The 15,950-nt window shown below is 69.6% G+C and carries 15 protein-coding genes and 1 pseudogene; 9 read left to right on the forward strand and 7 right to left on the reverse strand.

Annotated features, from left to right (window positions below):
• Positions 1 to 59: 59 nt before the first annotated feature.
• Positions 60 to 1,355, reverse strand: coding sequence for a glycerate kinase (locus ASC81_RS21620; RefSeq protein ID WP_056271942.1), 1,296 nt, complete (start codon positions 1,353 to 1,355; stop codon positions 60 to 62).
• Entirely contained in the window at positions 1,352 to 2,536 is a 1,185-nt protein-coding gene (locus ASC81_RS21625; protein ID WP_056271945.1) for a urate hydroxylase PuuD, read from the reverse strand. The genes ASC81_RS21620 and ASC81_RS21625 overlap by 4 nt, the downstream gene beginning before the upstream one ends.
• A gap of 157 nt (positions 2,537 to 2,693) precedes the next feature.
• Here ASC81_RS21625 and ASC81_RS21630 point away from each other — a divergent pair, with 157 nt between their 5' ends.
• Positions 2,694 to 3,509, forward strand: coding sequence for an ABC transporter substrate-binding protein (locus ASC81_RS21630; protein WP_056271949.1), 816 nt, complete (start codon positions 2,694 to 2,696; stop codon positions 3,507 to 3,509).
• Here the strand turns inward: ASC81_RS21630 and xdhC are convergent.
• Together xdhC and uraH are read right to left on the reverse strand one after the other, a co-directional pair.
• Positions 3,454 to 4,233, reverse strand: a complete 780-nt coding sequence (gene xdhC / locus ASC81_RS21635; RefSeq protein WP_056271952.1) for a xanthine dehydrogenase accessory protein XdhC — start codon at positions 4,231 to 4,233, stop codon at positions 3,454 to 3,456. The genes ASC81_RS21630 and xdhC overlap by 56 nt on opposite strands.
• On the reverse strand, positions 4,223 to 4,576 hold the full coding sequence (uraH, locus tag ASC81_RS21640) for a hydroxyisourate hydrolase (protein WP_056271955.1): 354 nt from the start codon (positions 4,574 to 4,576) through the stop codon (positions 4,223 to 4,225). Before uraH ends, xdhC begins: the two co-directional genes overlap by 11 nt.
• Before the next feature lie 32 nt (positions 4,577 to 4,608).
• Between uraH and puuE the strand changes: the two genes are divergently transcribed.
• The 5 genes and pseudogenes from puuE to ASC81_RS21660 all read left to right on the forward strand — a co-directional run bounded on the left by puuE (position 4,609) and on the right by ASC81_RS21660 (position 10,439).
• The gene (gene puuE, locus ASC81_RS21645; RefSeq protein ID WP_056271959.1) at positions 4,609 to 5,574 is read left to right on the forward strand and encodes an allantoinase PuuE; all 966 of its coding nucleotides are present in this window, start codon (positions 4,609 to 4,611) and stop codon (positions 5,572 to 5,574) included.
• Positions 5,571 to 7,316, forward strand: a pseudogene (gene uraD / locus ASC81_RS21650) (2-oxo-4-hydroxy-4-carboxy-5-ureidoimidazoline decarboxylase); the annotation flags it as partial. The gene puuE and the pseudogene uraD, both read left to right, overlap by 4 nt.
• A 33-nt stretch (positions 7,317 to 7,349) precedes the next feature.
• The gene (locus ASC81_RS27975; protein ID WP_255354457.1) at positions 7,350 to 7,826 is read left to right on the forward strand and encodes a GNAT family N-acetyltransferase; all 477 of its coding nucleotides are present in this window, start codon (positions 7,350 to 7,352) and stop codon (positions 7,824 to 7,826) included.
• Positions 7,823 to 9,049 (forward strand): ArgE/DapE family deacylase, encoded by a 1,227-nt coding sequence (locus ASC81_RS21655; RefSeq protein WP_056271962.1) that lies wholly within the window; start codon positions 7,823 to 7,825, stop codon positions 9,047 to 9,049. The genes ASC81_RS27975 and ASC81_RS21655 overlap by 4 nt, the downstream gene beginning before the upstream one ends.
• A 61-nt stretch (positions 9,050 to 9,110) precedes the next feature.
• Positions 9,111 to 10,439: a HipA domain-containing protein gene (locus ASC81_RS21660; protein ID WP_056271965.1), complete on the forward strand. Its 1,329-nt coding sequence runs from the start codon at positions 9,111 to 9,113 to the stop codon at positions 10,437 to 10,439.
• On the opposite strand, the gene ASC81_RS21665 is transcribed toward ASC81_RS21660, so the two are convergent.
• The 3 genes from ASC81_RS21665 to ASC81_RS21675 are packed head-to-tail and all read right to left on the reverse strand — an operon-like array spanning position 10,428 to position 13,134.
• Complete coding sequence (locus ASC81_RS21665) at positions 10,428 to 11,699, reverse strand: hypothetical protein (protein ID WP_056271968.1); 1,272 nt, start codon at positions 11,697 to 11,699, stop codon at positions 10,428 to 10,430. The genes ASC81_RS21660 and ASC81_RS21665 overlap by 12 nt on opposite strands.
• A complete protein-coding gene (locus ASC81_RS21670; RefSeq protein ID WP_156392350.1) occupies positions 11,699 to 12,493 on the reverse strand; it encodes a hypothetical protein in 795 nt (264 codons plus the stop codon). The genes ASC81_RS21665 and ASC81_RS21670 overlap by 1 nt, the downstream gene beginning before the upstream one ends.
• Before the next feature lie 8 nt (positions 12,494 to 12,501).
• Positions 12,502 to 13,134 (reverse strand): hypothetical protein, encoded by a 633-nt coding sequence (locus tag ASC81_RS21675; protein ID WP_056271973.1) that lies wholly within the window; start codon positions 13,132 to 13,134, stop codon positions 12,502 to 12,504.
• Positions 13,135 to 13,316: 182 nt separating this feature from the next.
• On the opposite strand from ASC81_RS21675, the gene ASC81_RS21680 reads away from it, so the two are divergent.
• Genes ASC81_RS21680 through ASC81_RS21690 form a run of 3 tightly spaced genes read left to right on the forward strand, consistent with a single transcriptional unit; the run spans position 13,317 to position 15,933 of the window.
• Positions 13,317 to 14,360, forward strand: coding sequence for an ABC transporter substrate-binding protein (locus ASC81_RS21680; protein ID WP_056271976.1), 1,044 nt, complete (start codon positions 13,317 to 13,319; stop codon positions 14,358 to 14,360).
• 2 nt (positions 14,361 to 14,362) lie between these two features.
• Positions 14,363 to 15,175, forward strand: a complete 813-nt coding sequence (locus ASC81_RS21685; protein ID WP_056272517.1) for an ABC transporter ATP-binding protein — start codon at positions 14,363 to 14,365, stop codon at positions 15,173 to 15,175.
• Positions 15,172 to 15,933: an ABC transporter permease gene (locus ASC81_RS21690; RefSeq protein ID WP_056271978.1), complete on the forward strand. Its 762-nt coding sequence runs from the start codon at positions 15,172 to 15,174 to the stop codon at positions 15,931 to 15,933. Before ASC81_RS21685 ends, ASC81_RS21690 begins: the two co-directional genes overlap by 4 nt.
• Positions 15,934 to 15,950 lie beyond the last annotated feature (17 nt).

The raw sequence follows: 15,950 nt of genomic DNA on the forward strand, positions 1-15,950 counted from the left end.
AATGACGACCGAACCAGTCTAGGACGAAGGCAGGGGCGGCGCCATCGTCTTCACCGCGCCTAAACGATCAGCAACGCGCGGAAGTCATTGACGTTGGTGAAGCTGGGGCCGGGCGTGAGCAGATCGCCAAGCGGCGCGAAGAACGATGCGCTGTCATGCGCATCCAGCAGCGCCTGCGGGTTCAGGCCCAGGGCCCGTGCACGCGCCAGGCTGGTGGGCGTCAGCAGCGCGCCGGCATGGGGGCCGACACCGTCGATGCCATCGGTATCGGCGGCCAGTCCATAGATGCCCGGCTCGCATTGCAGCGCCAGCGCGCAGCCGAGCAGGAACTCGGTGGCGCGGCCGCCTTTGCCCATGCCGGATCCTGGCTTCGCAGGGCCGACGGTCACCGTCGTCTCGCCGCCGGACAGGATGACGCAGGACTTGGCGAAGGGCTCGCCGCGCCGGGCCACCGCGCGGGCCAGGGCCGCATGCATGCCGCCGATGACGCGCGACTCGCCCTCGATCTCGTCGCTGAGGATGTGGGCCGCGATGCCCTGCTGCCGCGCGAAGGCCGCCGCGGCGTCCAGGCTCATCTGCGGCGTGGACAGCATGACGAGTTCGTGGCCCGCCAGCGCCGGGTCGCCGGGCTTGGGCGTCTCGAAGGCGCCCGATGTCAGGCCGGCACGGGCGGCGTCCGGCAGGTCCAGCCGATAGCGTTTGCAGATGGCCAGCGCATCGGCGCAGGTCGTCGCATCGGCCACCGTCGGGCCGGAGGCGATGACGGCGGGGTCGTCGCCGGGCACGTCGCTGATGGCCAGCGTCAGCACGCGCGCCGGCGCACAGGCCGCGGCCAGTCTCCCGCCCTTGATGGCGGACAGGTGCTTGCGCACGCAGTTCATCTCGCCGATGGCAGCGCCGCTGTTCAGCAGCGCGCGGTTGACGGCCTGCTTGTCGGCCAGGGTCAGGCCGGCCGCCGGCAGGCTCAGCAGCGCCGAGCCGCCGCCGGAGATCAGGCAAATGACGAGGTCGTCCGCCGTCAGGCCGCGGGTCAACGCCAGCAGTTTCTCGGTGGCGGCCTGGCCGGCGGCGTCGGGCACGGGGTGGGCGGCCTCCACGACCGCCAGTCGACGCGGCTTGTAGCCGGGCGGCACATGGCCGTAGCGCGTGATGACGAGGCCCGACAGCGGCGCATCGGCCGGCCACGCGGCCTCCAGCGCCTGGGCCATCGCGCCACCGGCCTTGCCCGCGCCCAGCACCAGCGTGCGGCCTTTGGGCGGGGGTGGCAGCTGCGCCGCCAGCATCCGGCCCGGCAATGCGCTCGCCACCGCGACGTCGTAGAGCTGCCGCAGCAGCGCACGCGGGTCCAGCGTCATGGCTGCAGCGCCCAGCGGCCCATCAGTGCGCGTTCTTCGTCGGTCATGGCGGTCGCATTGTTCAACGGCATCGCGCGTTGCACGACAACCTGCTGGTAGATGGACGCCTTTTGGCTGGTCAGCGCCTCGGCGGAGTCCAGCCGCACACCCTTCTGCGCCACTTCGCCGGTGTGGCAGGCCAGACAGCGCTGGCCGGCGATGGCCTGGACCTGCGCCAGCGACACCGGCGCGATGGCCGCGGCTGCCGGCTGCGGCTTGGGCGACATCCACACGACCAGCCCGGCCAGCAGAGCCAACGCCAGCACCACCGCGCCCCAGCTGTTGACGCCCTTGTGCCGCTTGACGAAGAACACGCGGATGGCCACGCCCGCCGCCATCAGCACGCTCAGCACGACCCAGTTGTGCGGGTGCTGGTAGAGCATGCCGTAGTGGTTGCTCAACATGGCGATGAGCACCGGCATGCCGAACCATGTGTTGTGCACGCTGCGCTGCTTGCCGCGCTGGCCGTGGATGGGGTCGGGCTTCTGGCCGGCGCGCATCTGCGCGATGACCTTCTTCTGGCCCGGGATGATCCAGTGCGCCACGTTGGCCGTCATCATGGTCGCCAGCGTCGCGCCGACGATCAGGAAGGCCGCCCGGCCGGCGAACAGCTGGCAGGCCAGCCAGCTCTCCAGCACGACGAAGGCCGCCACGACCGCGAGCACGCGGCCGTCGTTGCCGATCTGCCCATCCTTGGTGCGGCCGAGCGCCTGGCAGGTGATGTCGTACACCGCCGAGCCCACGACCAGAAAGCCGAGCGCCGCCGCCACCGCCTGCCAAGGCGCGCCCCAGGCATGCACGCGCGGGTCGATCAGCATCTGGCTGGCGTTGCACAGGTAGAGCACGACGAACAGCGCCATGCCGCTCATCCACGTCCAGTAGCTCTCCCAGTAGAACCAGTGCAAATCCTTGGGCAGGTTGCCGGGCGCCACCAGGTACTTTTGCGGGTTGTAGAAGCCGCCGCCATGCACGGCCCAAAGCTCGCCATCCACGCCCTTGGCCTTGAGGTCGTCGGCGGTCGGCTTGACGAGGTGGTTGTCCAGCCAGACGAAGTAGAAGGACGCGCCGATCCAGGCGATGACGGTGATGACGTGCAGCCAGCGCAGCAGCAGGCTGGCCCAGTCGAGCAGATAGATGTCCATGAAGCGGTGGTGTTCTGGCATGGCCCCACCACGGCGGGTGCTGTGGGGCCCGAGGTCGCGTCCGCGAGCCCTGGACCGGGCCCGACACCGCTGCGACTGGCGGCGAGTGTATGCAGCCGACCGTCGCCCGGAAGCGACGCGCCCCCACAATCAGGCCATGACCGCCCGCCCCGCCCTGAGCCTCCTGCTCGGCCTTGCCATCGCGCTGCCGTCTTCGGTCGCCAGTGCCGACGAGCCGGGCGTGGTGCGCATCGCCACCAATGTGGAGCGCAGCTATTTCCCGCCAGCGGAGGCGCTGTTGCGCAAGGCCTATGCCAGCCTGGGCCTGCAGGTGGAGTTCCTGCCCTGGCCGCTGCCACGCACCCAGCAGGCGCTGCGCGCCGGCCAGATCGACGGCGTGGCGATGCGGGTGGAGGCCTTCTTCGAGCAGACGCCGCAGGTACGCAAGGTGGATGTGGCGCTGCTGCAGCTGCATGTCTACGCGTTTGCCCGGCCACCCTGCCCCCAGTCGCTGCCGGCCGGCGATCTCGACCACCGCCGCGCCAGCTACCAGCGCGGCATGGTGGCGGTGGAGACGCTGCTACCGGAGGGCTCGCGCCTGCCGGCCAACACGCCCAGCGACGCCTTCCTCAACCTCAGCACCGGCGCAGCCGACTACGCACTGATGCTGACGACGCCGTGGATGGCCGGCATGCCGGTGGACACGCGCCAGGGCACCCTGTGCCGCATCGCCACGCCGCTGAGCCGCGCGACCCTCTTCCACGGCGTGCACGAGTCGCGGGCCGAGCTCGTCGCGCCGCTGGAGCAGGCCCTGCGCGCCATGAACGACCGCGGGGAAATCGAGCAGGCCTGGCTGGCCTACGAACGCGAGATCGCCGCGCAGAACAAGCGGCTGCAGGCCCAGCCCGGCCGCAGCCTCACGTTGACGCCAGCGGCAACGCCAGGATCTGCGCCAACACAGCCACCGCGATGACGGCGGGCTGCTTGCCCGCCACGCCCGGCACGCCGATGGGGCAGACGACCTGGGCCTGCTCGGCCTCGCTGAAGCCGCGCGCCAGCAGGCGCTGACGAAAGCTCGCCCACTTGGTGTGGCTGCCGATCAGGCCGATGAACGGCAGGTCGGCCCGCTCGCGCTGACGCTTGAGACAGGCCGCGACGGTGTCGAAGTCCTCGGCGTGGCTGTGGCTCATGATGAGGAGGGCCGATCCTGGCGCGACGTCGTCGACCGCATCGGCCGGCGGGTCGGACACCTCCTGTCGCCAGCCGGCCGGCAGGCCCCCGGCCGGGAACTGGCCGTCGCGGCTGTCGACCCAATGCAGGGCCAGCGGCAAATCGCGGGCGATCCGGGCGATGGCCAAGCCGACGTGGCCGGCGCCGAACAGCGCCAGCGGCCGCTGCGGCGCTTGCGGAAGATTCGCAGCCAGGTCTTCTCCCGCTGCGATGCGCTTGAAACGCAACCAGACCACACCGCCACAGCACTGCCCGAGGCTGGGGCCGAGCGGGTAGCGCACTTCCTCGGCCAGGTCGCCGCCCGCCAGCGCCGTGCGCGCACGGGCAATGGCGTCGAACTCCAGGTGACCGCCGCCGACGGTGCCGGTGATGCCGTCGAGCGCCACGCTCATCCAGGCGCCGGCCTCACGCGGCACGCTGCCTGACGTGCGGGCCACAGTGACGAGGATCAGCGGTTCAGCTGCCACGGTAGGTGGAGTAGCTCCACGGCGACGCCAGCAGCGGCACGTGATAGTGCGAGCTCTCGTCCGCGATGCCGAAGTCCAGCGGCACCTCGTCCAGGAAGACCGGTTCCGGCAACTTCTCGCCACGACCGCGGAAATAGGCCGCCACCTCGAAGACCAGGCGGTAGCGCCCGGCCGTGAAAGTTGCGCCGTCCAGCAGCGGGCCGTCGGCGCGGCCATCGGCGTTCAGGTGCAGGCTGCGCAGCCACTTCGGGCCCTCGGCGTCGAAGCGGTAGAGGCGCACGGCCATGCCGGCGGCCGGGCAGCCGTTGGCGGTGTCCAGCACATGTGTTGTGAGCTTGCCCATGAAGTCTCCGTTGATTGATGCAAAGTGTAGGGATGAGCACAGCGCAACAGCCCCGGTATCCCCGTGACCTCGTCGGCTACGGCGAGCACCCGCCGCATGCGCAGTGGCCCGGCGGTGCCCGCATCGCGGTGCAGTTCGTTCTCAACTACGAAGAGGGCGGCGAGAACTCCGTGCTGCATGGCGACGCCGGCAGCGAGCAGTTCCTGTCTGAGATGGCCAACCCGCCGAGCTTTGCGGCGCGTCATCTCAGCATGGAAGGCATCTATGAGTACGGCTCACGCGTCGGCGTATGGCGGCTGTTGAAGGAGTTCGAGCAGCGCGCGCTGCCGCTGACCGTTTTCGGCGTCGGCATGGCGCTAGAGCGGCACCCGGACGTCACCCAGGCCTTCGTCGAACTCGACCACGAGATCGCCTCGCACGGCTGGCGCTGGGTGCACTACCAGAACGTCGACGAGGACACCGAGCGCGCCCACATAGCGCAGGCCATGGCCTCGCTGAAACGCCTGACGCTGGGCCGGGAGCCGCACGGCCTGGGCTGGTACACCGGCCGCGACAGCCCGAACACCCGCCGCCTGGCGGCGGACTTCGGCGGCTTCGAGTACGACAGCGACTACTACGGCGACGACCTGCCCTTCTGGCTGCAGGTCAGGAAGACCAACGGCGAGTTGGCACCTCATCTCGTCGTGCCCTACACGCTCGACTGCAACGACATGCGCTTCGCGCTGCCGCAGGGTTTCAGCCATGGCGAGCCGTTCTTCGAATATTTGAAGGATTCCTTCGACGTGCTCTATGCCGAGGGGGGAGACAGCCCGAAGATGATGAGCATCGGCATGCACTGCCGGCTGCTCGGCCGCCCGGGGCGTCTGCGCGCGCTGCAGAAGTTCCTGGACCACATCGAGGCGCATGACCGCGTCTGGGTGTGCCGGCGGCTCGACATTGCGCGGCACTGGAAAGCCGTTCACCCCTTTGACGCCCGCACGGCCTTTGTCTGGGAATGATGAAACTCGAAGAACTGAACAGCGCCAGCGCCAGCGACTTCGTCGCGCTGCTGGACGGCACCTATGAACATTCGCCCTGGATCGCCGAACGCGCCGCGGCGGCGCGGCCGTTCGCATCGCTGGCCGCACTGAAGGTCGCGCTGGCCCGCGTCGTGCGCGAGGCCAGCGTCGACGAACAGCTGTGGCTGATCCGCGCCCACCCGGAGCTGGCCGGCAAGGCCGCCATCGCCGGCACGCTGACCGCCGAATCGACGAATGAGCAACAGAAGGCCGGGCTGACCGCCTGCACGGCCGAGGAGTTCGCCAAGCTGCAAAAGCTGAATGCCGACTACAACGCGCGCTTCGGCTGGCCCTTCATCCTGGCCGTGCGCGGCCCGCGCGGCACCGGCTTCACCCGTGCCGAGATCATCGCCACCTTCGAGCGCCGGCTGCGCGCCCACCCAGACGTGGAACGCGCCGAGTGCCTGCGCCAGATCCACCGCATCGCCGAGATCCGGCTCAATGACAAGTTCGGCGTGCGGCCCGAGCTGGGCGAACAGCTGTGGGACTGGGCCGCCGCACTGGCCGTGCACAGCGACACCGAAGAGTTCCTGACCTGCACCTACGCCACGCCCGCACACACAGCGGTCGCCGAGCAGTTGATGGACTGGATGCGCGATTGCGGCTGCGACGAAGTCAGCCGCGACGCCGTCGGCAATGTCGTCGGCGTCTACAAGGGCACCGGAGACAAGCGCTTGCTGACCGGCAGCCACTACGACACCGTGCGCCGCGCCGGCCGCTTCGACGGGCGGCTGGGCATCTTTGTGCCGATGCTCTCCGTGCGCGAACTGCACCGCGCCGGCCAGCGCCTGCCGTTCGACCTCGAAGTCGTCGGCTTCTCCGAGGAAGAGGGCCAGCGCTTCCCCGCCGACTTCCTCGGCTCCACCGCACTGATCGGCGCCTTCCAGCCGGGCTGGTTGGACCAAACCGATGCGGCCGGCATCACGCTGCGCGACGCGATGCAGGCGACCGGCCTGCCTGGCACGATGGAGGCCATCTCGGGCTGCAAGCGCGACCCGTCGCGCTACCTCGGCTTCGTCGAAGTGCACATCGAGCAAGGCCCGGTGCTCGACAGCCTGGACCTGCCACTGGGCATCGTCACGTCCATCAACGGCAGTCGCCGCTACACCGGCGAGATCGTCGGCCTGGCGAGCCACGCCGGCACCACGCCCATGGGCCAGCGCCGCGACGCGGCGGCCGGCGTCGCCGAGCTGATCCTGTTCTGCGAGGAACGCGCCGCCCAGGTGCCCGACGTCGTCGGCACCGTCGGCATGTTGGAGGTGCCCTCGGGTTCCATCAACGTCATCCCCGGCCGTTGCCGCTTCAGCCTGGACCTGCGCGCAACGGCTGACGCAGCCCGCGACGCGTTGGATGCTGATGTGCGCGCCCGGCTCGACGAGATCTGCCAGCGCCGTGGGCTGAGCTTCACGCTGCAGCCAACGCTCGCTGCGAATGCCGCGCCGAGCGATGCGGCCTGGCAGTCGCGCTGGGAAGCTGCGGTGACTGAACTCGGCCTGCCAATCCACCGCCTGCCCTCGGGTGCCGGCCATGACGCGATGAAACTGCACGAGCTGCTGCCCCAGGCCATGCTCTTCGTGCGCGGCGGCAATGGCGGCATCAGCCACAACCCGCTGGAGTCGGTGACGGTGGATGACGCAGAGCTGGCCGTGCAGGCCTTTCAGCAGCTGCTGGAAACATGCGCCGCCGCAGCCCGAACGACCGTAGAGCTGGTCGCCATGCTGCCCGCGCATCGCGAGGCCTTCCACGCTGGGCGCGAACTGCTCGCGGCACTGCTTCAGGCGCGCCTGCCAGACGGCTGGCCGCAGTTTCCTGAGGCCTTCGATCCGTCCCTGCCCGACATGGGTGCCGAGTGGCCAGCCTGCTTCTTCATCGACCGCGCGGTGGGCTGCGTAGTCGGCAACGGCGGTTTCACCGGGCCACCGGATGCCGAAGGCCGCGTCGAGATCGGCTACGAAATCGCGCCAGCCTACCGTGGCCGTGGCTATGCGACGAAAGCTGCTCAAGCCCTGGTCGCCTTGGCTCGTGCACGGCCGGTTGTCCGCGCTGTCCAGGCGCACACGCTGGCCGAGACAAACGCCTCGAATGGCGTGCTGCGCAAGCTCGGCATGCAGTTCATCGCCGAGCTGCCGAACGAGGAAGTCGGCAAGGTATGGCTGTGGCGCCTGGACCTTCCAACACCGACATCGACATGACCACCTCTTCTCCAGACCGTTGGATTGCAGCCAACTTCGACGACGAAGTTCGTTTCCTACAGCAACTCGTCCGCATCCCCACCGACACACCGCCCGGCAACAACGCGCCGCATGCCGAGTGCACGGCTGAGCTGCTGGCCGAACTTGGCTTCACGGTGGAGATGCACGTCGTTCCCGCCGCCGACGTGCAGGCCGCCGGCATGCAGTCCATCACCAACCTCATCGTCCGCCACCGCTTCAGTGAAGGCGGCCCGACGATTGCGCTGAATGCGCATGGCGACGTGGTGCCGCCCGGTGAAGGCTGGACCTATGGCCCATACTCGGCCGACGTCGTCGACGGCAAGCTGTATGGCCGTGCGTCGGCCGTCAGCAAGAGCGACTTCGCGACCTACGCGTTTGCGCTGCTGGCGCTGAAGAACTCCGGGTTGCCGCTGAAGGGCGCCGTCGAGCTGCATTTCACTTACGACGAGGAGTTCGGCGGTGAACTTGGCCCCGGCTGGCTGCTGAAGCAAGGTCTGACGAAACCCGACTACCTGATCGCAGCCGGTTTCAGCTACCAGGTCGTCACGGCCCACAACGGCTGCCTGCAAATGGAAGTGACGCTGCACGGCCTGGCCTCGCATGCGGCATACCCGAGCACGGGCATCGATGCGCTGCAGGCGGCAACGAAGCTGCTGACGGCGCTTTACGCCCACAACGACGTGCTGAAGACGCGCCGTTCCGAGGTGGCCGGCATCACCCACCCCTACCTGAATGTCGGCCGCATCGAGGGCGGATCCAACACCAATGTCGTGCCGGGCAAGGTGGTCATCAAGCTCGACCGCCGCATGATTCCCGAGGAGGACCCGGCGGCTGTCGAGGCCGAGGTGCGCGCGCTGATCGAGCGCACGGTCGCGCAGAGCGCGGGCATCAAGCTCGACATCAAGCGCCTGCTGCTGGCCGATTCGATGAAGCCGCTGCCGGGCGCCGCGCCGCTGGTGGCCGCGCTGCAAAAGCATGGCCAGGCCATCTTTGGCGAAGAGATCCCGACCTCCGGCACGCCGCTCTACACCGACGTGCGCCTGTACACGGCGCATGGCATCCCGGCCGCCATCTACGGCGCCGGGCCGCGCACCGTGCTGGAGAGCAATGCCAAGCGCGCCGACGAGCACCTGGTGCTGGACGACCTGAAGCGGGCGACCCAGGTCGTGGCGCGCACGCTTGCCGAGATGCTTGCGATCTAGGAGACTGCCCGAAAGCCTCTTATAATCTATTCAGAATCTATTCACGAACAGCAGGGTCGTGATGGCTGAACTGACGACGGAACACCATCTCGTACTTGGCGCACTGGCGGCACGCGGCTTGCTGTCGTCGCCACAGATGCAAGCCATCACTGGCAAAAGCCAGCCCACGCTGTCGCGCATCCTGGCCGACCTGGGCAGCCGGGTGGTGGCGTTGGGTCAGGCGCGTTCCGCTCGGTACGGCCTGTCTCAATCCATTCACGGCACACCTTCGCAGCAACCCGTTCTGCTGACACTTCAAAGCGGTGAGACCCGCCGCATCGGCCAGCTCACGCTGCTGGTGAGCGACACCCTGCACCTGGGCGGCCCGGGCGTCAGCGTTGCCACCCAGGGCGAGTTGCCCTGGCTGCTGTCGCCGCTGGTGGCACAGGGTTTTCTCGGCCGGCTGCTGGCACAGCGGCTGGCCGCACCGGGCATTTCGACCGACCCGGCGGCCTGGACGCTGGAGACGCAGTTGTTTGCCGCACTCCACCTGCACGATGGCAGCGGTGCATTGAGCTTGGGCGAGCCGCAGCCCGGCACCGCGCTGCCGGCACTGCCCGCATCGCCCACAGCACTGGCGGCGGCGCTGGATGCGCTGGCAGACGACGTGGCGGGCACGCTGCCGGCGGGCTCGTCAGCAGGCGGCGAGCAGCCCAAGCTGCTGGCGCGGCAGGAGGGTGGCGGGCCGCTGCTGGTGAAGTTCACCCCGCCACGCGGCACGCCCTTCGGCGAGCGTTGGCACGACCTGCTGCACGCCGAGCACCTGGCACTGCGCACGTTGGCCGCGCACGGCGTGGCGGTGGCGGCCAGCCGCATCGTGGCGAGCCCGCGTCGCACGTATCTGCTCAGCGAGCGCTTCGACCGTCTGGGCGACCACGGCCGGCGCCATGCCGTGGCCATCGCAGCAGCACATGCCGGCTTTCTGCCAGGCGGCTACTGGAACTGGCCACGCAGCGCGCAAGGCCTGGCCGGGCAGCGCCGGCTGTCGTCGCTGGACGCCGCCCGCGCGCAAGCGCTGTGGGACTTTGGCCGGCTCATCGGCAACACCGACATGCACGGCGGCAATCTCGCGCTGTGGGTCGACGGTGAAGACCTGACCGGGCTGCTGAAAGGCCGCTTCACGCTGGCCCCGGTGTACGACATGCTGCCGATGCGCTGGCGGCCGGATGCCACGCTGGGCTGTGCGGCGGACTACAGCGCCTTCGAGCCCGACGCGCTGGCCCGCAGTGGCGGCGCCCGCGAGCCGGCCCAGGCGTTCTGGCATGCGCTGGCCGGCAGTGCCGATGTCAGCACCACACTGCGCGAGGTGGCCTCGGAGATGGCCGGCCGCCTGGCCAGTTCAGCGCGCTGAACGCAGCAGCGCCTGGCGCTCGGCCAGCTCGGCCGGCGGCCACGGGCTCCAGTCGGGCCGCTGGGCATAGACGCCATACAGCGCCTGCAGGTTGCCCAGCACCTGCGGGTCGCGCGGCGACAGGGCCAGCGCGGCCAGCAGGCGTTGCGACAACTGCGCCGCGGCGGCGGCATCGGGTGTGACGCCTGACAGCGCGGACACCGCAGCCAGGTTGGTACCCGCGGCGCTGGCCGGCAGGCGCTGCAGGGCTTCGCTGAAGCGCTCGGCCGCGTCGGCGCGGCGGCCCTGCGTCCACGCGATCTGGCCGCGCAGCGCCGCGCCCAGGCCCCAGGCGCTGGGCGCCAGGTCGGCCGGCACCGCCTTTTCGTAGCGCGTCAGGCCCGCCTCGACGGCGCGCACCACGCGCTCGCGCTCGGCGGGTTGCAGGCCGCCGACCTGCAGGCGCAGCCAGCCGGCCATCGCATCGGCAAAGTCCAGCTCGGGCAGCCAGCGGGCCAATTGCCATTCCGCCACATCGCCGGCCGCGCGAGCGCGCATCCAGCCCGCGGGCAGGCCCGGGCGCATGGGTACCACGCGCATCCAGTCGCCGCGCGCCTCGACGATGGCATACGGGAAGCTCTGGTGGACCGAGCGCCCGATCTCCACGCCGGGCGCGGCGTCGCTGGGCTGCTGGCGCACCTGCAGCGCGGCGCGCGAGGCCTTGTCGATGCTGGCCAGCTCGTCGAGCCGGATGCGCCGCGGCGCAAAGGACAACGCCTGGGCCGGCAGCGCGGCCTCGAACTTCGCACCGGCCCAGTCCAGCGTGATCGTCTCGGGTGTCAGCCCCTGCGCGCCCTGGCGCGCGAAGCGCAGATAGGTCTGCAGGAACAGCTCGCCGTCCTGCTCGAACAGCCGCCCCCAGATGGCCAGCACGGCCTTGCCGCGCTCCAGCTTGCCGGTGCCGGTGCCCGTCTGGCTGACGGTGGCGAGCACGCGGTCGACATCGCATTGCCGGCCCCCGTCGGCCACCAGGTCCACGGCCCCCACGGAGCTGTACTTCAGCATCGCCATCAGCAGCTGCAGGTGAGCCAGCGACGAGATCTGCCGGCTGGCCGCCCCCACCGCGGCGTCGCGCGCGCCATCCGCGCGCCAGGGCAATACCAGTGCATTCACCGCGGCGCCGCGGAAGACAACCGGGTCGGAACAGGCGCGGATGTCCATGCCGTGCGCCGGCAGCGCGCAGGCCAGAGCCAGCGACAGGAGTGCAAGGGCGCGGCGCATCACTGGCCCTCCGCGCAGGGCTGCGCCGGTTTTTGTAGACGAAGCAGGCCGGTGCGTGGGTAGGCCGCGTCGGCCAGCGCCTCGCGCAGCGTGCGCCCGGCGCTCTCCTGCACGAAGCCGTGCAACGCCGTCAGCTCGGTCTTGCTGCGGCCGGTGATGGGGCGCTTGAGCATGGCGCCGAGCAGGCTGTGCGCGCGGCACAGGTTGGCATGGGCCGGCTCGTAGGCGCGTTCACGCAGCAGCTTCAGGCCCAGCGCGCTGGCGATGAAGGCGTCCAGGTCGAGCGGCTTGGAGATCAGCTGCACCGCGTCGGTCGTGGGCGCCGCACCGGCCTCGGGGTAGCGCAGGCGCTGCAACCCGGCCGGCACGGTCTCGCGCTGGTCGGCCGCAAACCGCAGCGGCACCAGCAGGTAGTTGATCTGCGCCGACAGCGCCGGCGGCGTGCCGTCGCGCTCGACGACGCCCCAGACCTCCATCAGCACGCGCTGGTCGTTGAGCTGCTCGACGACCTCGGCGCTGAACTCGCTGCCGTCCAGTGCCGGCGCACGCTTGGGGCAGGCGCGAAAGGCCACCGGCGTGGCGCCGGGATTGATCCAGCGCTCATCGCGCTCCTGGTCCAGCTCGAACTGCAGCTTGTTCAGGAAGCGCTCGACGGCCACGCGGTCGGCCAGCGCGCCGCCGCTGGGCTCGCTGAGCAGCACCGTGAAGCGGCCGGCAGCCGGCGCGCAGTTGACGACGGCCCCCTGCGTGCTGGCGACACAGCCCAGCAGCAAGGCAAGCAAGACAGCTCTCATGGCGATCACTACAGGTTGGCGATGGCTTCGTCCACCGTCTGCTTCAGCCGCGGATAGGCCTCGGCCGGCGCGGCAATCTCGCCGCCGATGCGCTGGCGCAGTGCTTCGGGCTTGCCGGCCACGGCCGCGTTGACGAGGTCGCGGTAGCGGCGCAGCTGCGGCAGGGCCTTGCGGCAGCCGTTGTCGCCGATGAGGCTGAGCAGCGTGCGGTGGGCGCCGATGGCGTAGTGCTGGTTGCGCTTGAGCAGCAGCGGCGGCAAGACCCGGCACAGCGTCTCGGGCTCGCGCACGGCCATGGCCTCCAGCCCGAGGGTGGCGGCCACCGCGTGCAGGTCGGGGCGGCGCAGCTCCATCAGCAGCGCCGGCAGCGCCGGCTCGCCGAAGGAGGCCAGCACGACGGCGCCGTTCTTCAGCTTGTTGAGGTCTTCCTCCTCGGTGAGCTTCTGCAGCAGGCCCATCATCTCCTTGGTGTAGGAGAGGTCGAGCTGGCGCTGCTTGATGGCCAGGTCCACCGAGTCCTTGATCCAGAAGCCCAGCACCAGAATGACGATGCTGGCGATCAGCTTGGGCGCCTCGGCGCCCATCCAGCCGAGCATGCGGGCAGGCCAGGGCTTGGGGGGCGGCACGGGGGTGGCATCCATCGCCGCAGTGTGTGCCGCGCGGGCCACCAAGCACAACCCCAGGATGACGGACGCGCCGGCGCGGTGCGGCCGTGCACCGCGCACGCGCGGCCGGCGCGCTGGAACAGGCCCTGCGCGTGGCATGGAGATTGCGTTCTCTCATTCGACGGGCGCACCGGCGCGCCCTGGTAAACGGAGCCCCCATGTCCTTGCAAGGTCTCGCACGTCGCCGCTGGCTGGCCAGCGTCGTGGTCGCCCTCAAGCTGTGCGTTGCCGGCACCGCCAGCGCGCAGACGACCTCCATCAAGTTCCAGCTCGACTGGCGCTTTGAAGGCCCGGCGGCCCTGTTCCTGCTGCCCGCAGCCAAGGGTTATTTCAAGGACGAGAAGCTGGACGTCAGCATCGACGCCGGCAACGGCTCGGGCGGCGCCGTCACGCGGGTCGCCTCGGGCGCCTACGACATCGGCTTCGCGGACCTGGCGGCGCTGATGGAGTTCCACGCCAACAACCCCGACGCGCCGAACAAGCCGGTGGCCGTCATGGTGGTCTACAACAACACGCCGGCCGCGGTGCTGGCGCTGAAGAAGTCGGGCATCAAGAGCCTGGCCGACCTGACCGGCAAGAAGCTCGGCGCGCCGGTGTTCGACGCCGGGCGGCGCGGCTTCCCCATCCTGGCCAAGGCCAACAAGCTGGGCGCCGTCACGTGGATCAGCATGGACCCCCCGCTGCGCGAGACGATGCTGATGCGCGGTAACGTCGACGCCATCACCGGCTTCTCGTTCACGTCGCTGCTGAACCTGGAGGCGCGCGGCGCCAAGGCGGCGGACGTGCTGGTGCTGCCCTACGCCGACAACGGCGTGAAGCTCTACGGCAACGTCATCATCGCCACGCCGAAGTTCATCAAGGAGAAGCCCGAGGCGCTGAAGTCCTTCTTGCGCGCCTTCGCCAAGGGCGCCAAGGAGGTGCTGGCCAAGCCCGACGACGCTATCGCGTTCGTCAAGGAGCGCGACGGCATCATCAATGTCGAGCTGGAGAAGCGCCGCCTGCGCATGGCCATTGCCGACGTCATCGCCAGCGCGGATGCACGCGCTGAAGGCTTCGGCCAGTTGAAGCTGCCACGCCTGACGCTGATGGCCAGCCAAGTGTCCGACGCCTATGCCACGAAGACGCGCGTGGACGCGGGCGCGGTATGGAACGGGGGCTTCCTGCCGAGCGCGGCGGAGCTGGACATCCTGCCGAAGAAGTGACCGTGGAAGCCTTTGTCGACTTCCGCGATGTCTGGCTGGCCTACAACGACGAGCTGCTGGCGCAGGACAAGTTCGCCGTCGAAGCCATCGACCTGAAGGTCGCACGCGGCGAGTTCATCGCCATCGTCGGCCCCTCTGGCTGCGGCAAGTCCACCTTCATGAAGCTGGCCACCGGCCTGAAGCCGCCGTCCCGCGGCGAGATCCGCGTCGACGGCCGCACCGTACACGGCCCGCTGAAGATCAGCGGCATGGCCTTCCAGTCGGCCTCGCTGCTGCCCTGGCGCACGACGCTGGCCAACGTCATGCTGCCGCTGGAGATCGTCGAGCCCTTCCGCTCTGAGCTGAAGCACAAGCGCCCGGAGTTCGAGGCCCGCGCCCGCGCACTGCTGGCCCGCGTCGGCCTGGCCGGCTACGAGGACAAGTTCCCCTGGCAGCTGTCGGGCGGCATGCAGCAGCGCGCCAGCATTTGCCGCGCGCTGATTCACGAGCCGCAACTGCTGCTGCTCGACGAGCCCTTTGGTGCGCTGGACGCGTTCACGCGCGAGGAGCTGTGGTGCATCCTGCGCGACTTGCAGGCGGCGCAGGGCTTCAACGTCATCCTCGTCACGCATGACTTGCGCGAGTCGGTCTTCCTGGCCGACACCATCTATGTGATGAGCCGCAGCCCCGGCCGCATCGTGCTGCGGCGCGAGGTACCGCTGCCGCACCCGCGCGAGCTGGATGTGACCTACACGCCCGAGTTCGGCGAGATCGTCCACGAGCTGCGTGGCCACATTGGCGCGCTGAAGAAGGCCGGCATGGAGATCGCGCGATGAAGGCCCGCCGCCTGCAGCAGAACGCGCACTGGCTGCTGCTCGCCCTCATCCTGGCGCTGTGGCAGAGCATTTGCGGCCTGTTCGACGTGTCGGAGTTCCTCTTCCCCAGCCCGTCGCGCATCGCGCAGCAGTTCTGGGAGCACCACGCCACCATCCTCGGCCACGCCTGGCGCACCTGGTGGGTGACGATGCTGGGCTTTGCGATTTCCATCGTCGTCGGCGTGCTGCTGGGCTGTCTGATGGGCAGCTCGCGGCTGGCCTATTCAGCCATGTACCCGCTGATGACGGCCTTCAACGCGCTGCCCAAGGCGGCGTTCGTGCCCATCCTGGTCGTGTGGTTCGGCATCGGCGTGGGGCCGGCGGTGCTGACGGCCTTCCTGATCAGCTTCTTCCCCATCATGGTCAACATCGCCACCGGTCTGGCCACGCTGGAGCCCGAGCTGGAGGACGTGCTGCGCGTGCTTGGCGCCCGGCGCACCGATGTGCTGCTCAAGGTGGGCTTGCCACGCTCCATGCCGTACTTTTTCGGCGCGCTGAAGGTGTCCATCACGCTCGCCTTCGTCGGCACCACCGTGTCGGAGATGACGGCCTCCAACGAGGGCATCGGCTACCTGCTGATCTCGGCCGGCTCGTCCATGCAGATGGGCCTGGCCTTCGCCGGACTGGTCGTTGTCGGCGCGATGGCCATGGCGATGTACGAACTCTTCGCCCGCCTGGAGCGCCGCCTGACCGGCTGGGCGCACCGCGGGCAGTCCTGACTACAACCAGAGGAGCC

Source organism: Pelomonas sp. Root405, assembly GCF_001425165.1.
Classification (GTDB): Bacteria; Pseudomonadota; Gammaproteobacteria; order Burkholderiales; family Burkholderiaceae_C; genus Pelomonas.

Excerpts from the sequence above, each read along its gene's own strand:
- ASC81_RS21620 (WP_056271942.1), bottom strand. The coding sequence starts at position 1,355 with ATGACGCTGGACCCGCGTGCGCTGCTGCGGCAGCTCTACGACGTCGCG.
- ASC81_RS21625 (WP_056271945.1), bottom strand. The coding sequence starts at position 2,536 with ATGGACATCTATCTGCTCGACTGGGCCAGCCTGCTGCTGCGCTGGCTG.
- ASC81_RS21630 (WP_056271949.1), top strand. The coding sequence starts at position 2,694 with ATGACCGCCCGCCCCGCCCTGAGCCTCCTGCTCGGCCTTGCCATCGCG.
- uraH (WP_056271955.1), bottom strand. The coding sequence starts at position 4,576 with ATGGGCAAGCTCACAACACATGTGCTGGACACCGCCAACGGCTGCCCG.
- puuE (WP_056271959.1), top strand. The coding sequence starts at position 4,609 with ATGAGCACAGCGCAACAGCCCCGGTATCCCCGTGACCTCGTCGGCTAC.
- ASC81_RS27975 (WP_255354457.1), top strand. The coding sequence starts at position 7,350 with ATGCTGCCCGCGCATCGCGAGGCCTTCCACGCTGGGCGCGAACTGCTC.
- ASC81_RS21655 (WP_056271962.1), top strand. The coding sequence starts at position 7,823 with ATGACCACCTCTTCTCCAGACCGTTGGATTGCAGCCAACTTCGACGAC.
- ASC81_RS21660 (WP_056271965.1), top strand. The coding sequence starts at position 9,111 with ATGGCTGAACTGACGACGGAACACCATCTCGTACTTGGCGCACTGGCG.
- ASC81_RS21665 (WP_056271968.1), bottom strand. The coding sequence starts at position 11,699 with ATGCGCCGCGCCCTTGCACTCCTGTCGCTGGCTCTGGCCTGCGCGCTG.
- ASC81_RS21670 (WP_156392350.1), bottom strand. The coding sequence starts at position 12,493 with ATGAGAGCTGTCTTGCTTGCCTTGCTGCTGGGCTGTGTCGCCAGCACG.
- ASC81_RS21675 (WP_056271973.1), bottom strand. The coding sequence starts at position 13,134 with ATGGATGCCACCCCCGTGCCGCCCCCCAAGCCCTGGCCTGCCCGCATG.
- ASC81_RS21680 (WP_056271976.1), top strand. The coding sequence starts at position 13,317 with ATGTCCTTGCAAGGTCTCGCACGTCGCCGCTGGCTGGCCAGCGTCGTG.
- ASC81_RS21690 (WP_056271978.1), top strand. The coding sequence starts at position 15,172 with ATGAAGGCCCGCCGCCTGCAGCAGAACGCGCACTGGCTGCTGCTCGCC.